Source organism: Pseudonocardia kongjuensis, assembly GCF_039526905.1.
In the GTDB taxonomy this organism is placed as follows: Bacteria; Actinomycetota; Actinomycetes; order Mycobacteriales; family Pseudonocardiaceae; genus Pseudonocardia; species Pseudonocardia kongjuensis.
The window spans coordinates 217,858-234,477 of the sequence record NZ_BAAAJK010000011.1; the positions used below are offsets into that span (position 1 = coordinate 217,858).

16 protein-coding genes and 1 tRNA gene are annotated in these 16,620 nt (G+C 74.0%); 8 read left to right on the forward strand and 9 right to left on the reverse strand.

The annotated features are described in order from the left end of the window. Nucleotides 1–43: 43 nt before the first annotated feature. Nucleotides 44–1,894, reverse strand: coding sequence for a S9 family peptidase (locus tag ABD160_RS16285; RefSeq protein ID WP_344023239.1), 1,851 nt, complete (start codon nucleotides 1,892–1,894; stop codon nucleotides 44–46). A gap of 75 nt (nucleotides 1,895–1,969) precedes the next feature. Between ABD160_RS16285 and ABD160_RS16290 the strand changes: the two genes are divergently transcribed. Beyond that, nucleotides 1,970–2,365, forward strand: coding sequence for a hypothetical protein (locus ABD160_RS16290; RefSeq protein WP_344023242.1), 396 nt, complete (start codon nucleotides 1,970–1,972; stop codon nucleotides 2,363–2,365). Between the two features lie 31 nt (nucleotides 2,366–2,396). Here the strand turns inward: ABD160_RS16290 and ABD160_RS16295 are convergent, their stop codons facing one another. From ABD160_RS16295 to ABD160_RS16305, 3 genes are all read right to left on the reverse strand, one after another. Next, nucleotides 2,397–2,987: a TetR/AcrR family transcriptional regulator gene (locus tag ABD160_RS16295; protein WP_344023244.1), complete on the reverse strand. Its 591-nt coding sequence runs from the start codon at nucleotides 2,985–2,987 to the stop codon at nucleotides 2,397–2,399. A 73-nt stretch (nucleotides 2,988–3,060) separates the two neighbouring features. Further along, entirely contained in the window at nucleotides 3,061–3,489 is a 429-nt protein-coding gene (locus ABD160_RS16300; RefSeq protein ID WP_344023246.1) for a DUF1707 SHOCT-like domain-containing protein, read from the reverse strand. Nucleotides 3,490–3,544: 55 nt separating this feature from the next. Then, nucleotides 3,545–4,480 carry an NADPH:quinone oxidoreductase family protein gene (locus ABD160_RS16305; protein ID WP_344023248.1) on the reverse strand — a complete coding sequence of 312 codons (936 nt, stop codon included), beginning with the start codon at nucleotides 4,478–4,480 and terminating at the stop codon, nucleotides 3,545–3,547. Nucleotides 4,481–4,630: 150 nt separating this feature from the next. Between ABD160_RS16305 and ABD160_RS16310 the strand changes: the two genes are divergently transcribed. From ABD160_RS16310 to ABD160_RS16330, 5 genes are all read left to right on the forward strand, one after another. Next, entirely contained in the window at nucleotides 4,631–5,332 is a 702-nt protein-coding gene (locus ABD160_RS16310) for a TetR family transcriptional regulator (protein ID WP_344023250.1), read from the forward strand. A gap of 137 nt (nucleotides 5,333–5,469) precedes the next feature. After that, nucleotides 5,470–5,670 carry a hypothetical protein gene (locus tag ABD160_RS16315; protein ID WP_344023252.1) on the forward strand — a complete coding sequence of 67 codons (201 nt, stop codon included), beginning with the start codon at nucleotides 5,470–5,472 and terminating at the stop codon, nucleotides 5,668–5,670. 110 nt (nucleotides 5,671–5,780) lie between these two features. After that, nucleotides 5,781–6,722: a DNA-binding protein WhiA gene (whiA, locus tag ABD160_RS16320; RefSeq protein ID WP_344023254.1), complete on the forward strand. Its 942-nt coding sequence runs from the start codon at nucleotides 5,781–5,783 to the stop codon at nucleotides 6,720–6,722. A gap of 96 nt (nucleotides 6,723–6,818) precedes the next feature. Next, nucleotides 6,819–8,060 (forward strand): ATP-grasp domain-containing protein, encoded by a 1,242-nt coding sequence (locus ABD160_RS16325; protein ID WP_344023256.1) that lies wholly within the window; start codon nucleotides 6,819–6,821, stop codon nucleotides 8,058–8,060. 8 nt (nucleotides 8,061–8,068) lie between these two features. Continuing rightward, nucleotides 8,069–10,087, forward strand: coding sequence for a hypothetical protein (locus ABD160_RS16330; protein WP_344023258.1), 2,019 nt, complete (start codon nucleotides 8,069–8,071; stop codon nucleotides 10,085–10,087). Here ABD160_RS16330 and ABD160_RS16335 read toward each other — a convergent pair. Together ABD160_RS16335 and ABD160_RS16340 are read right to left on the reverse strand one after the other, a co-directional pair. Then, nucleotides 10,014–10,925, reverse strand: coding sequence for a phosphotransferase (locus ABD160_RS16335; RefSeq protein ID WP_344023260.1), 912 nt, complete (start codon nucleotides 10,923–10,925; stop codon nucleotides 10,014–10,016). The two genes, ABD160_RS16330 and ABD160_RS16335, sit on opposite strands and share 74 nt — an antisense overlap. A 20-nt stretch (nucleotides 10,926–10,945) precedes the next feature. Next, nucleotides 10,946–11,722, reverse strand: coding sequence for an SAM-dependent methyltransferase (locus tag ABD160_RS16340; protein WP_344023262.1), 777 nt, complete (start codon nucleotides 11,720–11,722; stop codon nucleotides 10,946–10,948). Between the two features lie 406 nt (nucleotides 11,723–12,128). Here ABD160_RS16340 and ABD160_RS16345 point away from each other — a divergent pair, with 406 nt between their 5' ends. Next, nucleotides 12,129–14,258 carry an SDR family oxidoreductase gene (locus tag ABD160_RS16345; protein WP_344023264.1) on the forward strand — a complete coding sequence of 710 codons (2,130 nt, stop codon included), beginning with the start codon at nucleotides 12,129–12,131 and terminating at the stop codon, nucleotides 14,256–14,258. A gap of 37 nt (nucleotides 14,259–14,295) precedes the next feature. Here ABD160_RS16345 and ABD160_RS16350 read toward each other — a convergent pair whose 3' ends face one another. Both ABD160_RS16350 and ABD160_RS16355 read right to left on the reverse strand, forming a co-directional pair. Further along, nucleotides 14,296–15,162 carry an AraC family transcriptional regulator gene (locus tag ABD160_RS16350; RefSeq protein WP_344023265.1) on the reverse strand — a complete coding sequence of 289 codons (867 nt, stop codon included), beginning with the start codon at nucleotides 15,160–15,162 and terminating at the stop codon, nucleotides 14,296–14,298. Nucleotides 15,163–15,259: 97 nt separating this feature from the next. Beyond that, on the reverse strand, nucleotides 15,260–15,763 hold the full coding sequence (locus ABD160_RS16355) for a GNAT family N-acetyltransferase (RefSeq protein WP_344023268.1): 504 nt from the start codon (nucleotides 15,761–15,763) through the stop codon (nucleotides 15,260–15,262). A 65-nt stretch (nucleotides 15,764–15,828) separates the two neighbouring features. Between ABD160_RS16355 and ABD160_RS16360 the strand changes: the two genes are divergently transcribed. Then, nucleotides 15,829–16,500: a TetR/AcrR family transcriptional regulator gene (locus tag ABD160_RS16360; protein WP_344023270.1), complete on the forward strand. Its 672-nt coding sequence runs from the start codon at nucleotides 15,829–15,831 to the stop codon at nucleotides 16,498–16,500. Between the two features lie 43 nt (nucleotides 16,501–16,543). Here the strand turns inward: ABD160_RS16360 and ABD160_RS16365 are convergent. Continuing rightward, nucleotides 16,544–16,620: transfer RNA gene (locus tag ABD160_RS16365), tRNA-Pro, on the reverse strand.

A 16,620-nucleotide genomic window follows, 5' to 3' on the forward strand; every position in this document is an offset into this window, starting at 1 on the left:
CGGGTCCCGGGTGCGCCCGCAGCGGCGCCCCCGGGACGCCGGATCAGCCGAGCGCGCGCCGGACGAAGTCGACCTCGGTGGCGATCAGGTCCAGCTGGTCGGAGACGACCAGCGAGCCGTGCCCGGCGTCGAACCGGCTGACCTCGTAGGCGACCGGCTCGCCGCGGGCGGCCCGGGCGGCCAGCGCGTCGAGGTAGTTGTCGATCTGCCGGATCGGGCAGCGCGGGTCGTTCTCGCCGGCCAGCACCAGCACCGGCACCCGGACGTCGTCGACGTAGGTCAGCGGCGACGTCTCCCGGTAGAGGTCGGGCAGCTCGTCCGGGGAGCCGCCGAACAGCGCCCGGTCGAACGCGCGCAGCTGCTCCATCTCGTCGGCGTAGGCGGCGACGTAGTCGGCCACCGGCACCCCGGCGACGGCCGCCGCCCACCGCTGCGGCTGGGTCCCGGCGGCCAGCAGCGCCAGGTAGCCGCCCCAGGACCAGCCGTCGACGGCGCACCGGTCCGGATCGACGGTGCCGTCGGCGACCAGCGCGTCCTGCACCGCGGCGACGTCGGCCAGCTCGGTCAGCCCGGGCCGCCCCTCGATCGCGTCCCGCCACGCCGAGCCGTAACCGGTGGAGCCCCGGTAGTTGACCTCGACGACGGTGAACCCGGCGTCCACCCAGGTGGCCCGGCCGGCGTCGAACCGGTCCTCGTCGGCCGCGTGCGGGCCGCCGTGCAGCACGAACACCGCCGGTGCCGGACGCCCGCCGGTCCCGGGGGCGACCGTGACCAGCGCGTGCACGGCGCCGCCCGGCCCGTCGGCCCACACGTCGCGGACCGGCAGCGAGCCCGGCGGGCGCTCTCCCGGCGGGGTGAGGAGCACGTCGTCGGTGCCGTCCGGGCGGAGCACCCGGATCTGGGACGGGGTCGCCGCCGACGACGACGAGTACTCGACCGAGCCGTCCCGGCGGACGTCGGCGGAACCGACGCAGCCGGGCGCCGTGGGCAGCTCGGTGAGCTCGCCGCCGGCCAGGTCGTAACGGTGCAGCCGGGTGCGGGCGGCGTGCGTGTGCGCGACCAGCAGCGCCGAGGCGTCCGGGTAGAAGCCGCCGACCAGCTCACCCGGCAGGTCGATCGCGAGCTCGGTGACCTCGCCGGTGACCGGGTTCCAGATCAGCAGTTCGTCGCGGCCGCGGCGCTCGTGCCCGACGAGCAGCCGCTGGTCCCCGGCGACCGGCGAGAACTCCAGCGCGTCCAGGCCGCGGCCGGGGCCGTCGTGCAGCTCGGCGACGGTGTCCCCGCCGTCGAGATCGAGCACCCGTAGCGACGGGTGCCGGGAGTCGCCGTGCTCGGAGTGCGAGATCGCGAGCAGCGTCTCGTCCTCGGACAGCGCGCCGACGGCGGCGTCCTCGGTGTGCCGGTAGACGATCCGGGCGTCGTCGGCGGCGCCGCGCTCGTGCACCAGCAGGGTGGTGCCGTCGTCGGTGGAGACGCCGACCGCGGTCCGGCGCCGCCCGATCTGCAGTCCGGCCGGGTAGCCGTCGCCGGCCCCGGGCACGGCGGGCCCGGTGGGCGCGCCGGGCACGGCGTCGTAGGGCTGGGCGACCCAGTGCCCGAACTCGTCGCCGTCGGTGTCGGCGAACCACCACACCTGCGCGCCGTCCGGCGGCAGCACCGCCGACGTCGTGCCGTTGCGGCGGTCGGTCACCTGCCGGTGCTCACCGGTGCCGCGGTCCCAGGCGTGGATCTCGAAGGTGCCGGTCGCGTTGGAGACGTAGACGGTGCGGTCCGGCGCGTCCTCCGCCCAGGACGGCCTCGACATCCGCACCGCGGTGAACCGGGAACGCCAGCGCTGTTCGCGCTCGTCGTCGAAGAGGGTCGCGGGGACCGGAGCGGCGGGATGGGAGGTCACCACGCGATGGTGCCGAACGCCACGATCGGGTGTGCCGGGAGGGGGTCGCAACGCCCCTTGCGGCAGCATGGGGTCATGCGGAGGGCGGCCGGGTTGATGCTCGCCGGGGTGCTGGTCGCGACCACGGCCTGCGGCGTGCCGGTGGCCGGTGCGGGGCCGGCCGGGCCGACGACGGTCGCGACCGCCGGCGCCGACGGGATGACCCCCGTCCGGTTCGACCACCGCTCCACCGAGCCGGTCGAGGCGGTACCGACGGTGATCGTCCCGCGCGGGACGACGGTGGTGCTCACCGTCGGCAGCGACGTGGCCCGCCGGGTGCTGATCCCCGAGCAGGGGCGCCGGGTCGACGTGACGGCGGGCGGCACCGTGACGGTCCGGTTCATCGCGCTCGGCACGCTGTCGGTGCGGGTCACCGAGCCCGGCGAGGACCGCGGCGGGACGATCATCGGCCGGGTGCAGCCCCGGCACTGAGCGGCCGGGTGGCCGGGGTGGCCGGTGCGGGTCAGACCAGCTCGTCGGCGCGCTCGGCGATGGCGCGCAGGCCCTCGGCGATGTCGGCGCCGGTCGGCGCGGTGTCGGGATCGAGCAGCCACTGCACCATCACGCCGGTGAGCAGCGCCTGGTAGACGGCGCCGAGCACGTGCACCCGCCGGTCGGCGGCCGCCGGGTCCTCCTCGGACACCGTGTGGAAGGTCAGCGCCAGGCCCTCGCGCACCTCGCGCTGGGCCTCGGCGAGCCGGGCCCGCAGCTCGGGCAGCCGCTCCGCCTGGGCGAGCGCCTCGACGTGGGTGGACCACAGCCGGCGCTGGGTGGTGAACAGCCCGACCACCCGGCTCCAGGTGCTCTCGACCCGGTCCGGATGACCCGGCTCGGGCCCGGGCTCGGCCAGCGCCCGGTCCAGCTCCTCGCCCCAGGCGGCGGTGGCGCGCAGCAGCGCCTCGACGAGCAGCGCGTCCTTGGACCCGAAGTGGTAGCCGATGGAGGCGAGGTTCGTGCCCGACGCGGCGACGACGTCGCGGGCGGTCGTGCGGCCGAAGCCCTTCTCGTAGAGGCACTGCGCGGCCCCGTCCAGCAGCTCCTCGCGGTGTCCCATGATCGGAAACGTATCGGGTCCGGATGAACGTCCGTACACCGGCCGTTCATCCGGCGGTGGACGGTCGGATCGTCTACCGGTCGCCGCGCCGGGGCCGGCCGGCCCCGGTCAGCCACAGCGTCAGCAGGACCGCCCCGGGCGGGCCGGACACCCACAGGAACCACGGGTACTCGACGCCGGCGGTGAGCGCGACGATCCCCCAGCCGGACACGGCGACCGCGGTCAGGCACAGCCAGATGACGGCCAGCACCTTCATCGCGACGCCGCCGGGCGAGTCGGCGAAGACCAGCCCGTCGTTGCGCCGGCGCTGCGGCGGGGGCAGGTCGCGGGTGACCCGGCCCAGCTCGCCGCGGGTGCGCATCCGCCACACCTCGGCGATCCGCTCGTCGAACTCGGTGAGGTCGATGAAGCCGTCGTCGTGTGCGGTGCGCAGCCGGTCGGCCATCGCCTGCCGGTCGGCGTCGGAGATCCGGACCTGGTCGGGATGCACCGGTTCGTTCACCACGTCCATGATGCCCGCGGGTGCCCGGTCCCGGCCAGCTGCGGATCCGCCGGGATCAGGGGACCAGCACGTACTTCCCGACGGCGGTGCGCTCGGCGTGGGCGCGGGTCGCGGTGCCGGCCCCGGTGAGCGGGAGCCCGGCCGGCTCCGGCGGGTGCAGCTCGCCGGCGGCGATCCGGCGCAGCACGTCGGCGGCCAGGTCGCGGGCGGCGGCCGGGTCGGAGCGCGACCAGTCGCCCCAGTCGACGCCGACCACGGTCCGGTTGCGCAGCAGCACCACGTTGGCCGGCAGCCGCGGGATCTCCCCGGAGGTGAAGCCGAGCACGCAGAACCGCCCGCCGGGCCCCAGCGCGCGCAGCGCGGCCTCCGCCGCCGGGCCGCCGACCGGGTCGACGACGACGTCCGCGCCGCCGCCGGTGTGCTCGCGGATCGCGGTCTTCAGGTCGTCGTACCCGGTGGCGGCCTGCGCGCCCGCGGCGAGCGCGGCGGCCCGCTTCGCCTCGTCGGAGGCGACGGCGAGCACCCGGGCCCCGGCGGCCCGGGCGCAGTCGACGGCGGCCAGCCCGATCGCGCCGGCCGCGCCGAGCACGACGACCCACTCGCCGGGCCGGACGGCGACCCGGTGCTGCAGGGCGAACGCGATGGTGCCGTAGTTCTCCGCCGACGACGCGGCGATCCGGGGGTCCACCCCGTCCGGCACCGGCACCAGCCGGTCCGGATCGGCGAGCAGGTGCGAGGCGAACCCGCCGAACGAGGGCAGCAGCGCGAGCACCCGGTCGCCGCCGGCCCGCCCGGCGACCGCGCTGCCCGGGGTGAACGGCAGCGGCGGCCGCAGCTGGTAGCCGCCGCGGGCGATCAGGCCGTCGACGAAGCTGACCGCGGCCGCCTCGACCTCGACGAGCACCTCGCCCGGGCCGGGGACCGGATCCGGCTCCTCGACGACGGTCAGCCGTTCCGGATCGGCGAACTCCCGGCAGAGCACCCGTCGCATCGCGCCTCCTCGCATCGTGGTCGGCGGCCGGCCCGCCGTCCGGACCGGGTGGGCACCCGGGCCCGGGACGTGATCCACTCCCGGTGATCGCGCCCGATCGGGTCCGTCCGGGGGCGTGCGGAGCCGCTCCGAAGGAGGATCATCGCGACCGTGTCCCCCGATCGCCATGCGAACGGCCCCGGTGCGGAGCGGCCGGCCGACGGCCGGAGCACCCGCTGGGACGCCCATCGCGCCCGCCGGCGGGAGCAGGTGGTGGACGCGGCGCTGCTGGTGCTGGGCCGGGAGGGCCGGGACCTGGGCCTGGACCAGGTGGCGCTGGAGGCCGGGGTGACCAAGCCGGTGATCTACCGGCACTTCGGGGACCGGGCGGCGCTGCTGGACGCGATGGCCGAGCGGGCGACGAACCTGCTGATGGAACGGCTGATGCCGGCCCTCTACGACGACGGCGCGATCCGGCCGCGGATCCGGGCGTCGGTCGGCGCGTTCGTCGGGTTCCTCGACGACTCGCCGAACGTCCATCTGCTGTTCCGGCGGCGGCTGCCGGGTCAGGGCGGCGACGTCGTCGACGCCGGCCGGGAGTTCGTCTCCGGCGCGCTGACCGGGCTGCTGGCCGACTACCTGGGCTCGCTCGGGTTCGAGGAGCCCGAGCTGGTCCAGGTGTGGGGGCAGTCGCTGGTCGGCGCGGTCCAGGCGACCGCGGAGTGGTGGCTGGTGCACCGGACGATGAAGCGGGACGTGGTCACCGAGCACCTGACGGTGCTGATCTGGGCGCAGATCGACGGCATCGCGCGCCAGCACGGCCTGGTGCTCGACCCGGATGCACCCCTCCCAACGGCCAGTGGTCCGAAATAGTCGTTACTCCGCGTATAGAGTAATCTCCCGCCCGGTCGGCACGGTGCGCAACTATCGCAAGCCGGTTGATTACTGCGTGTACATGCAATCGGTCCTCCCGCGCGGGAGGCCGGCGCATCGCGTGCGGAGGGGGATCCATGATCGAGGGGACGAGCGACCGGGAGGCGGAACGTCCGAAACCGGGCGGTCCGGACGACCTGGCGCCGGGCGGACCACGGGCGAAGGCCCGCGGCTGCCTGTGTTCGGTGCTGGCCAACGCGGCGTACCGCTCGGGCACGGTCGAGGACCCGTGCGTCGATCCGCGCTGTCCGATGCACGCCGCCCCCGACGGGGCCTGACCACGACCACGACGGGGCTGTCCCACCGCCCCGTCCGGCCGGCGGGGTGGGATCACCCTCGGGGGACGTGTGATCCCACCCCGCCCTCGTGCGCACCCGCAGGAGGGCCTGTGTTCGATCCCGAGCGCCTCACGGCGGAGCTGCACCGCGAGCTCGGTGCGGTCCGCGACGACCGGCCGGCGGTCCGGCACGCCGGCGTCGCCACCCAGCTGCGGCTGGCCGGCGAGGTGAGCACGGCGGGCGGCCGCACCGTCGTCCGTGCCGAGTTCGACACCCCCGAGGCCGCCGTCCGGCTGCGCCGGGACCTGACCGAGCTCTACGGCCGCACCTGCGGCCGCGGCGACGTGGTGACCGCGGGCGGCCGCCCCCAGCGCTATCTCGTCAGGATGACGTCGAGGGGCTCCGACCTGGCCAGGGCGACCGGGCTGGTGGACCGGCTCGGCCGGCCGGTGCACGGGCTCCCGCCCGCCGTCGTCGCCGGCGGGGCGACCGTCGCGGCCGGGATCTGGCGCGGCGCGCTGCTCGCCCGAGGCCGGATCGCCCGCTCGTCGGGCCGGGTCCGGCTGCTGGTGACCTGCCCGGGACCGGCCGTCGCGCTCGCGCTGGTCGGCGCCGCCCGCGCGCTCGGCGCGCTGGCCACCGGGCAGGAGACCGCGGGCGGGCACCGGGTGCTGATCCGCGATCCCGGCAGCATCGACGCGCTGCTGCGCGCGACCGGGGCGCCCGGCGTCGCCGATCTGCTGCTGCGCTGCGCCCGGGTCCCGGAGCGGGAGCCCTCGGCCGCGCCGAACCCGATGCTGGAGACGGTGAACGCGCGGCGCAGCGCGGAGGCCGCCGACCGGACCGCGGCCCGGGTCCGGTGGGCCCTCGACGTGCTGGGCCCGGACGCCCCGCCGCTGCTGCGCGCCGCCGGGCTGCTGCGGATCGAGCACGCCACGCTGTCGCTGTCCCGGCTCGGCACGCTGGCCGATCCGCCGCTGTCGAAGGACACCGTCGCGGGCCGGCTGCGGCGGCTCGTGCGGTGCGCCGAGGAGCGGGCCGGCCGCCCCTGAGCGACGCCACGATCCACGAGAAAATCCGGTGCCAGGTATGGTCGGGGTGATCGAAATATGTGGACGTGAATTCGCTGAACTGGGAGGAATTGCTGTATGCCTCAGGCCGAGCCGGTCGGAAAGAATCCAGAAAAGGGTTTCGTGGCGCTCCTCGGCTGGAGTCTGAACGCGGTCGAGGCGCTGGCCCGGTTCGACCGCAGGTACGTCGTCGTCGCCCCGGACTGGGCCGAGGAGTACTGCCAGGAGCACGACATCCCGTACGTTCCCTGGAACTTCGAGCGGCTCAACGACCGTTCGATGGAGATCGCCGAGACCCTGCAGGAAATGCAGGTCGACGTCGCGATCCCGCTGTTCGAGGAAACCGTCGAATGGGCCGGCGCGATCAATTCGGTGCTGCTCGACAATCCGCGTCTGTTCGGTCAGGCGATGCTGCTGCGGGACAAGGCGCTGATGAAGCGCCGGGCCCAGCTGGGCGGCATCCGGGTCGGGATCTTCGAGGAGGCCCACGACCGCGACGACGTCATCCGCTTCCTCAAGCGGGTCAACCAGACGCTGCTCAAGCTCGACGGTGACCCGAACGACCCGATCCACCTCAAGGCGTTCGACAAGGCCGGCTGCCTCGGGCACCGGGTGATCCGCACGCCGGACGAGGTCGACACCATTCCGGACGAGGAGTTCCCGGTCCTGATGGAGTCGCACCTGGACGGCTGGGAGTTCGCCGTCGAGGCGTGGGTGCACAAGGGCAAGATCAAGTTCCTGAACATCTCGGAGTACGTCACGCTCGGCTACTCCGTGTTCGTCCCGGCCACCCCCGAGCTGGAGCGGTACCGGCCGGCGATCACCGCCCAGATCGAGAAGCTGATCAAGACCTTCGACATCGAGTTCGGGTTCGTGCACCCGGAGTACTTCGTCACCTCCGACGGCGAGATGTACTTCGGCGAGGTCGCCTACCGGCCGCCCGGCTTCAAGGTTTTCGAGCTGCTGGAGCGGGCATACGGGTTCAACGCGTACCAGGCTCTCGTGCTGGCCTTCGACCCGAAGACCACCGAGGAGGAGATCGACGCCTTCTTCCCGAAGGAGGTCGAGGACGCGTCGGGCGTCGCCGGCTGCTTCGGTGTCTACCCGCGGCGGCGGGTCGTCAGCGACCTGCAGATCCCGGAGGAGACCGAGGACGACGACTACTACGAGTCGCACGACCTCTCGGCCCCGCTGGAGGAGACCGTCACCAAGCGGACCGCCTTCGGTACCCACTGGGGTCTGCTGTACTTCTTCGGTGACGACCCGTACCGCATGCGTGAGCTGTTGAAGAAGCAGGAAGAACTCGACTTCTACGTCTGAGGAAGCCTTTGAAACCGATCGCCGACGTCCCGGGCGGGGCCACGGTGCTGGACAAGCGCCTGGCCTCGCTCGACGACGCCACCCGGGCCCTGGCCCAGACCCCCGACTTCGGCAAGCCCACGAAGCTCCGGCGGGTCCTCGAGCAGCTGCGGCGCGTGCTGCTGCAGCCGGGCGGTGCCGCCGGGGTCCAGGCCCGGGCGCAGGCCCTCGAGGAGGCCGGGCTGTTCCTCGGCACCGACTGGGCGTCGCCGGAGATCCTGGTCCCGTCGTTCGTCGGGCCGGGGCTGCACTCCGGGGACGCCGACACGGTCGTCATGGAGGCGACCAGCGAGCTGCGCATGCTGGCGGTGGCCCGCGGCGAGTACGTGCACCCCACGATGTCCGCCGAGGACGCTCACGAGTTCCTGTCCCAGGTGCTCGCGATGAACCTGGAGCTGCTGTTCACGCCGCCGAGCGAGGCGGAGCGGACCCGGCAGGGCCGGACCGCGCAGCTGATCCGGGACCTGTTCCGGCACGTCGCCGAGGAGATCGGCTACGACAGCGTGCTGGACAAGCTGGTCGACGAGATCTGGCGGATCCTGCGCCAGCGGCCCATCCAGGTCGACCAGGTGAAGTCGCTGCTCACCCGGATCGCGGTCTACCGCGGCGACCCGGACGTCGATCTCGGCACGTCGTCGGGCAACGGGATCGACCGGCTGGTCACCAGCCTGTTCGGGACGACCGAGGCCTGCCGCGAGGACCCGGGCCTGGAGGTCTTCCGGTCCCGGCTGGAGGCGATGGACACCGGCGGCCTGCAGTACGAGGCGTCCGGGTTCGCGCGGGCGATGCACGACACCGGCCTGGTGTCGTCGTACCACGCCGAGCTGCTGCAGTTCCTGCGGCACGAGAGCGACTACCTGATCGCCGAGGCGCTCGGGCTGTCCGACACCGGCAAGAACTGTCTGCTCCGCTATCGCGACCTGGTGCACCGGCTGATCGAGGTCGCGGTCACCCCGCAGACCGCGCAGTGCATCTACGGGCTCGCGCTGCTGCTCGACCGCGGCATCCTCTACGAGCCGCCGGTGGTGCCCGCGCTGTGGCGCCAGATCGCGCTGGAGCTGGCGCCGGTCGCGCACGAGCGGCTCGCCGAGGCGTTCGGCACCGAGCCCGAGCCGGAGGCCCGGCTGCTCGCCGGGGTGCTGTCGATGCTCGGCCAGCCGCTGGGCATCGGGCAGGGCGACAACCCGACCTGCCAGTCGGCGCGGGCGCTGTCGATGTGGGCCTACAACGACCCGGACTACCTGCTGCAGATGGTCGTCTGGGCGGCCCGCGACGACGAGATCATCATGCACTTCGAGGGGCAGCCGATCTCCTCGCAGGAGAGCCTCAGCGGGGTCGCGACGGCGATGCCGATCGATCTCGACCCGGTGTCGCTGCTGGTCGTGCCGCACCTGGACCGGATCTACGCCGAGATGGGGCGGCGCTGCGCCGGCCGGCCGGGCGACCCGCACCGCTGGGTGAACCCCGAGTTCCACGGCTGGTGGGCCGCCCGCGGCTTCCACATCAACGTCGACGTCGAGACGGGGAACCTGATCGACCTCGACGACTTCCTGCGGACCTTCCACGCCGGCTACCACCCGTCGTACAACGGGGGGCAGCCGCTGATCCACCCGCAGCCGGCCGGCGTCGCCGTCACCGACAGCGCCGCCCGCTACGTGGGCTGGCACGCGATCACCATCCTGCGCGTCGCCCCCGATCCGCAGGACGTGATGCGGGTGTACTTCTACAACCCGAACAACGACAGCGGGCAGGACTGGGGCGACGGCGTCGTCGTCGGGACGGCGGGCAACGGCGAGCGCTTCGGCGAGGCGTCGCTGCCGTTCGACCAGTTCGCGTCGCGGCTCTACATCTTCCACGTCGATCCGCTGGAGCGCGGTCAGCCCGAGCGGGTCCCGGCCGCCGACATCGAGCGGATCACCGGCTACATCGAGCGGAGCTGGGGCGCGGACCGTCTTCCGGCCGGGGGTCTGCAGGCCGCGGGCGGCTGACCGGCGGATCGAGCGCCTCGGCCACCATCCGGTGCCCCTGGCGCTCGAACCGCTCGTCGCCGACCCGGTGCGCCCACACCGCGGTCCCGATCGCCTCGCGCAGCAGCTCGCGGCGCCAGGCGGACCCGGTGCGCGGGTCGTCGCCGTAGCCGTCGAGGAACGCCCGCTCCAGCTCCGGCCGGTCGCGGAACTGCTGCACCGCGAGCCGGCACAGATCGGTGTGCGCCGGGCGCAGGTCCGCCCGCCCGAAGTCGATCACGGTGACGGTGCCGTGGTGCACCAGCCAGTTGCGCGGCTGCCAGTCGCCGTGGGTGGGGACGAGCGTCGCGGGCCCGTCCGGCCAGGTCGCGATCTCGGCGCGCAGCCGGGCCTCGGTGTCCGGTGCGATCCGGTGCGGGGTGTCCAGCTGTCGCAGCGCCCGGTCCCGCATGCGGGCCTCGTAGCCGTCGTCGACGGTGCCGGCCTGCCCGTGCAGCCGGGCGAGCAGGGCGCCCGCCTGCCGGTAGGTGCCGGGTTCCTGCTCGGCGGGACGGCCCTGCACGAGCTCACCCGGCAGCCATCCGGTGACCAGCAGCTTCGCGTCCGCGTCGGCGTACACGAGTTCGGGCGCGGACCCGCGCAGCGGGCCGGTCCACTCCCGATGGGCGCGCAGCTCCCGGGCGATGTGGGTGTCGGCGTCGTCCCCGGCCTTCACCGCGAGATCGCGGCCCGCGTGCCGCAGCCGCAGCACGGTCGTGCCGATCAGGCCCCAGCTGTGGTCGCCGACGAGCTCGGCGCCCGGGAACCGGTCGCCGAGCAGCGCGCGCTGACGGGGGGTGAGCCGGGGGAGCGCGGGCACCCCGGGAGGGTATCCGCACCTCAGCGACGCATCAGCGCGAGAACGCCCCAGCCCAGGTACTCCCGCTGGTACAGCAGGTGCCTGCGGGGCGACGCGCGCAGATCGGCCCGCAGCTCGTCGGCGAGCGCGTCGCCGGGATGGGCGTCGAGCCACCGGCGGGTCGCCAGCCATTGCGGTGCGGTGTAGCGGTCCCAGCTGTCCGGATCGGCGAGCACCGCCTCGACCGGGTCGAACCCGAGCTCGTCGATGCGGTCGAGCAGCGCGGGCAGCTCGGCGAAGTCGTCCGGGGCGGCGGCGTGGCAGGCCGCCACGGTCTGCTCGTCCGGCGGGGTGCGCCGCCAGAACACCTCGCCGACCAGCAGCACCCCGCCGGGGCGCAGACTGCGTTCGAGCAGGGCGAGCGTCCCGTCGAACCGGCTCCGCCAGCTGTCACCGCCGCCGATCCAGGTGGCGCCGATGCAGGCGGCGAGATCGACCGGCCGCTCGGCGACGTGCCCGGCGGCGTCGCCGTGGGTGAAGCGGACCCGGTCGGCCACTCCGAGCTCGGCGGCCCTGGCCCGGGCGTCGGCGACGAACGCGCTGCTCAGGTCGACCCCGGTGCCGGTGAACCCCAGGTCGCGCGCCCAGGTGCAGAGCATCTCGCCCTTGCCACAGGCGAGATCGAGCACGGTGCTGCCCGGCGGCAGCCGCAGGGCGCGGCCGAGGGTGGCGAGCTTGCCGTCGTCGAGCGGGTTGATGATCCGCGAGCCGGACTCGCGGACGACGATGTTAGGAGGGAGATCGGTCTGGTCCGTCATCAGTTCTGTACTGCCTCACGTCGGTGGGAACGGTGTGGTGCGACGTGTGATCGGCGGAGGCCGATCGCGGCAGGACGGTCATGGACCCAGCTCCCCGGGGTGGTCGGTGCCGGGACGGTAGCCGGGATCGAAGGGGGTGCCGACTGGTTTTCCGGCGCCCGGGAACCTGGTCGCAGCCGTGCCGGGGCGCTGCTACGTTCGCCGCGTGGGCAGCCCCGAGGCGAGCAGGCGGTAGCCACCGGTCCGTCCCGGTGGCGCTGCTGCTCCGTGCCCGGTTCCGGGCGCTGATCGACTCTCCGAGGCCGTATGGCCTCGTCGCGGCAGGTGGCGTGCGGATGTGACCGGTTCCGGTCCCGCCCGTCCGGGCGTGCCGATCGGCACGCCCGCCGTCTCCTGGAGCGCGCTGGTGCCCCTCGTCCTGTACATCCTCGCCGCGGCCGTGTTCGTCCAGGCGACGTCGGAGTTCATGCTGGCCGGCCTGGTCCGCGAGATCGCGAGCGATCTCGCCGTCTCCGTCCCGGCCGCCGCCGGACTGACCTCGGCGTTCGCCGTCGGCATGGTCGTCGGCGCGCCGGTGATGGCGATCGTCGCCCGCCGGTTGCCGCCCCGGACGTCGCTGGTGGTCTTCCTCGCGGTCTTCGCCGCCGTGCACGTCGTGGCCGCGCTGACCACGCTGTTCTGGGTCCTGGCCGGGACCCGCCTGCTGGCGGCGTTCGCGAACGCCGGCTTTCTCGCGGTCGCCCTGACCGTCGCCGTGCGGATCGCCCCGCCGGGCCGGGCGGCCCTCGCGACGACGACCCTGCTCGCCGGGACGACCCTCGCACTGGTGGCGGGCGTACCCGTCGGCGCCGTGCTGGGACAGCTCTTCGGCTGGCGCGCGACGTTCTGGGTGGTGGCGGTGCTCGCCGCGGCCGGGCTCGCCGGGGTGGTGCTCGGCGTGCCCGCCGATCGCGGCGGCACCCGGCCGCCGGGCGGCCCACTGCGGCACGACATCGCCGTGCTGAGCAGGCGGCCCGCGGTGCTTACGATGGTGGCGGCCGCCCTCGTCAACGGCGCGACGTTCGCCGGGTACGTGTTCGTCGGCCCGTTGCTCACCGGCCCAGGGGGGCTCACGCCGTCGGCCGTCCCGGCCGGCCTCGCCGTGTTCGGGGCCGGGGCGTTCGCCGGTGTCGCCCTGGCGGGCCGGTACGCCGACGCGCACTTCCGCCGGATCCTCACCGGGGGCTGCGTCGTGCTCGGAGCCTGCTGGGCGACGCTCGCCGGGGCACTCGGCACGGGATGGGCGGCGGTGGCTCTCGTCGGGCTCCCGGCGGCTCTGGGTTTCGCGGTCGGAGCGACCGCGATCGCACGGTCGCTGGTCCTGGTGGCGGAGGCCGGGACGCTCGGCGGTGCCGCCACCACGCCCGCGCTCAACATCGGCGCGACGATCGGTCCACTGCTCGGCGGATGGGCGTCGGTCCGCCACGAACTCGGTCCGCTGTGGATCGCCGTCCTGCTGGTCGCCCTGGCCGTGCCTGCGGTGCTGTGGTCCCTGCGTCCGGGGCAGGAGGATCCGGGCCCTGCCGGGTCGGGGCGGGCGGGCGCTGATGGGGGGATTCGGTCCCGGGCGGGAGGGCGACGTCGCCGCCCGCGTGGATCCGGACGGCGCCGCCCACGCGGTGCTCGCGGGCCGGCTCGGCCTGCTGCCCGCGTCCTGAGCGCCATCCGCCGCGCGTGGCGCGGGACACCGGGCTCATTATTGACTGCTCGGTCCATATCGGTTCTCATGGACCGGACGGTCAAAAACTGGGAGTGGGAGACCATGGCGGTTCTGCAGGACAAGGTCGCGGTCGTGACCGGCGCGAACGCGGGCATCGGACTGGCGATCGCGCGGGCCTACCGTGCCGAGGGCGCACGCGTGTTCGTCGTCGGTCGGCGCCAGGAGCAGCTCGACGAGATCGAGGCCGAGCTCGGGCCCGGCGTGACCGGGATCCGCGGCGACGTGGGCCGGCTGGAGGACCTCGATGCGCTCTACGCGACGGTCGCCGAGCAGGCGGGCCGGATCGACGTCCTGGTCGCCAACGCCGGGATCGGGATCGCGGCGTCGCTGGGCGAGATCACCGAGGAGCAGTTCGACGCGATGTTCACCACCAACGTCAAGGGCTCGCTGTTCACCGTGCAGAAGGCGCTGCCGCTGCTCTCGCCCGGGGCGTCGATCATCCTCACCGGGTCGACGGCGGCCTCGCGGCCCGAGCCGTTCCTGGCCGTGTACGGGGCGACCAAGGCCGCGATCCGCAACCTGGTCCGCGGGTTCGCGCACGGCGCGGGGGAGCGCCGGTACCGGATCAACGTGCTCTCCCCGGGCTCGACCCGGACGCAGGGCCTGATCGATCTGCTGTCGGCCGACGAGCTGGCCGCCTCCGAGGCGTCGATCCCGCTCGGCCGGCTGGGCGAGCCCGAGGAGATCGCCGCGGCGGCGGTCTTCCTCGCCTCGGACGCGGCCAGCTTCGTCAACGGCTCCGAGCTCGCCGTCGACGGTGGTTACGCCCAGGTCTGAGCGGTGCGGCGACCCGCCGGGCGGGTGCGGGTCGCTCTCAGGTGTCGCGCCGGACGGCGAGCCACAGCTCGACGTCGGCGTGCTCGCCGTCCTCGTCGTGGTACTCGGCGCGGACCAGCGACGGTGCCGGGACCAGCTGGTAGGGGTTGGCGGGCAGCCACTCGCCCCCGACGGCCCGCCAGAGCGTTTCCAGCGACCGCGGGAACGCGCCGGAGGCACTGAACACGGCCCAGGTGTGCGCCGGCACGGCGAGGACGTCGAACCCGGCGGGCGCCGGACGGCCGGTGGCCGCGCCGACGTAGAACTCGGCGATGTCACCTTCGGCCAGGCCGGTGCCGTCGGCGTCGTCCCAGACCGAGACGGCGCCGCGCGGCTCCTGGTCCGACAGCTCCTCGAACGTCTCCCAGTCGGCGTCGGGCAGTGACCGGACGAGCCGGTCGGCGTCGGCGTTGATGCCCTCGTGGGCGACGGTGGAGCGGGTCCTGCGGCCCACCACCCGGAACGCCGGCTTGTCGACGATGCGGTACTGCATGTCCGTTCTCCCTTCGACGGTGAGGTGGAAGGACAGGCGGGCCTGCGACCGCAGGACGGCGCCCGGCAGACGTGCCTGCTCGGGCCCGATCCCGTGCACGCTGCGGAACGCACGGGCGAACGCGTCCGCGGACGAGTAGCCGAACCGCACGGCGATGTCCTGGACGGCGTCGTGGCCGTCGCGGACGGCACTCGCCGCCACCGTCATCCGCCGCCGCCGGATGTACTCCGAGAGCGGCATCCCGGCCAGCATCGAGAACACCCGCCGGAGCTGGTACTCCGAGGTGAACGCGACCGCGGCGATCTCGCGGACGGGGACGTCGTGGTCGAGATGTTCCTCGACGGCGTCCATCGCGCGGTTCCACAGCTCCATGTCCGGTCCTTCCGACGCGCTCCAGTCTGGTGAGGGCGGCCGAGCGGGGTCCGACGATCGGTGCCCGCGATCGTCGGGTGGGACGCCCGTCCTGCGGCTACAGGTCCCGGGACCAGTACTGGCCGAGCAGGTCGTGCCCGAAGCTGCGGTGATGCTCCTGCTCGACGAGCTCGAACCCGGCGGCCCGGTAGATGTTCCGGGCGGAGACGAGCACGTCGGTGGTCCACAGTGTCATCCGCCGGTAGCCCGCGTCCCGGGCGAACTCCAGGCATCGGTCGACCAGCCGGCGGCCCAGGCCGTGACCGCGCCCGGCGGGATCGACGAGCAGGATCCGCAGCTTCGCGGTCACCTCGTCGTCGCCGGCGACGCAGAACACGCAGCCGACCCGGCGGCCGTCGATCTCGGCGATCCACGCGGCCTCCCGGGCCGGGTCGTGGTCGGCGGCGTAGCCGGCCACGATCTGCGCGACCAGCGCCTCGAAGCTGGTGTCCCACCCGAACTCGGTGGCGTAGAGCTCGCCGTGGGCCATCACCACCCAGCCGAGATCTCCCGGCCGGCCGAGCCTGCGGACCACCGCCCGGGTCGGCGTCGCGACGTCCATGGGGCCCCCGGGATCCGGCGATCGACCGAACTGACACGACTGTGTCAGTGAGGCATGGTACGGGTGTGGCCGCTCAGAGCTCAATCCCGTCGGCGCGGCAGAACGAGCTGCTGGAGCTGGCGTACGCCTACGTCTGCCGGCACGGTCTGTCGGATCTGTCGCTGCGGCCGCTGGCCGCGGCCGTCGGTTCCAGCACCCGGGTCCTGATGTTCCTGTTCGGGAGCAAGGAGGGGCTGATCCGGGCGCTGCTGGCGCGAGCGCGCGCGGACGAGCTCGAGCTGCTCGACCGGGTACGGCCCGGAACCGCCGACGTCCCGGACGGGCTGGAACCGTTCGCGGAGCGGGTGTGGGCATGGTTGTCGGACGACGACCATCGCGCGCTGCTCCGATTGTGGGTGGAGGGCTACGCCCGGTCGCTGATCGATCCGCACGGGCCGTGGGCGGGGTTCGCCCGCGCCACCGTCACCGACTGGCTCGGCGCGCTCGCCGCGGCCCAGCCACCGGCCGAACGCGACACGCCCGCCGGGGCGGCCCGTCGCACCGCCGTGCTCGCCGTGCTGCGGGGCGCGATGCTGGACCTGCTGGCGACGGACGATCGTGAGCGGACCACCGCCGCCGTCGTCCGGGAGCTCCAGGAGATGCGGTCCCGGGCAGGTCGGGACGAGTCGTGTCGAGGGGTCCCGTCTGTCGAGGGAGGATGCAGCGCTCCCGGACACGACGAAGGCCCTGGTCCGTGACTCTCGTGTGAGTCTCTGACCAGGGCCTTTGCTGTGTACTGCGTGGTCGGGGTGACAGGATTTGAACCTGCGACCTCTTCGTCCCGAACGAAGCGCGCTACCAAGCTGCGCCACACCCCG

What these genes read in the sequence shown, in the direction of transcription:
- ABD160_RS16290 (WP_344023242.1), top strand. Translation starts at nt 1,970, where the DNA reads ATGCGGAGGGCGGCCGGGTTGATGCTCGCCGGGGTGCTGGTCGCGACC.
- ABD160_RS16295 (WP_344023244.1), bottom strand. Translation starts at nt 2,987, where the DNA reads ATGGGACACCGCGAGGAGCTGCTGGACGGGGCCGCGCAGTGCCTCTAC.
- ABD160_RS16305 (WP_344023248.1), bottom strand. Translation starts at nt 4,480, where the DNA reads ATGCGACGGGTGCTCTGCCGGGAGTTCGCCGATCCGGAACGGCTGACC.
- ABD160_RS16315 (WP_344023252.1), top strand. Translation starts at nt 5,470, where the DNA reads ATGATCGAGGGGACGAGCGACCGGGAGGCGGAACGTCCGAAACCGGGC.
- ABD160_RS16325 (WP_344023256.1), top strand. Translation starts at nt 6,819, where the DNA reads ATGCCTCAGGCCGAGCCGGTCGGAAAGAATCCAGAAAAGGGTTTCGTG.
- ABD160_RS16340 (WP_344023262.1), bottom strand. Translation starts at nt 11,722, where the DNA reads ATGACGGACCAGACCGATCTCCCTCCTAACATCGTCGTCCGCGAGTCC.
- ABD160_RS16350 (WP_344023265.1), bottom strand. Translation starts at nt 15,162, where the DNA reads ATGGAGCTGTGGAACCGCGCGATGGACGCCGTCGAGGAACATCTCGAC.
- ABD160_RS16355 (WP_344023268.1), bottom strand. Translation starts at nt 15,763, where the DNA reads ATGGACGTCGCGACGCCGACCCGGGCGGTGGTCCGCAGGCTCGGCCGG.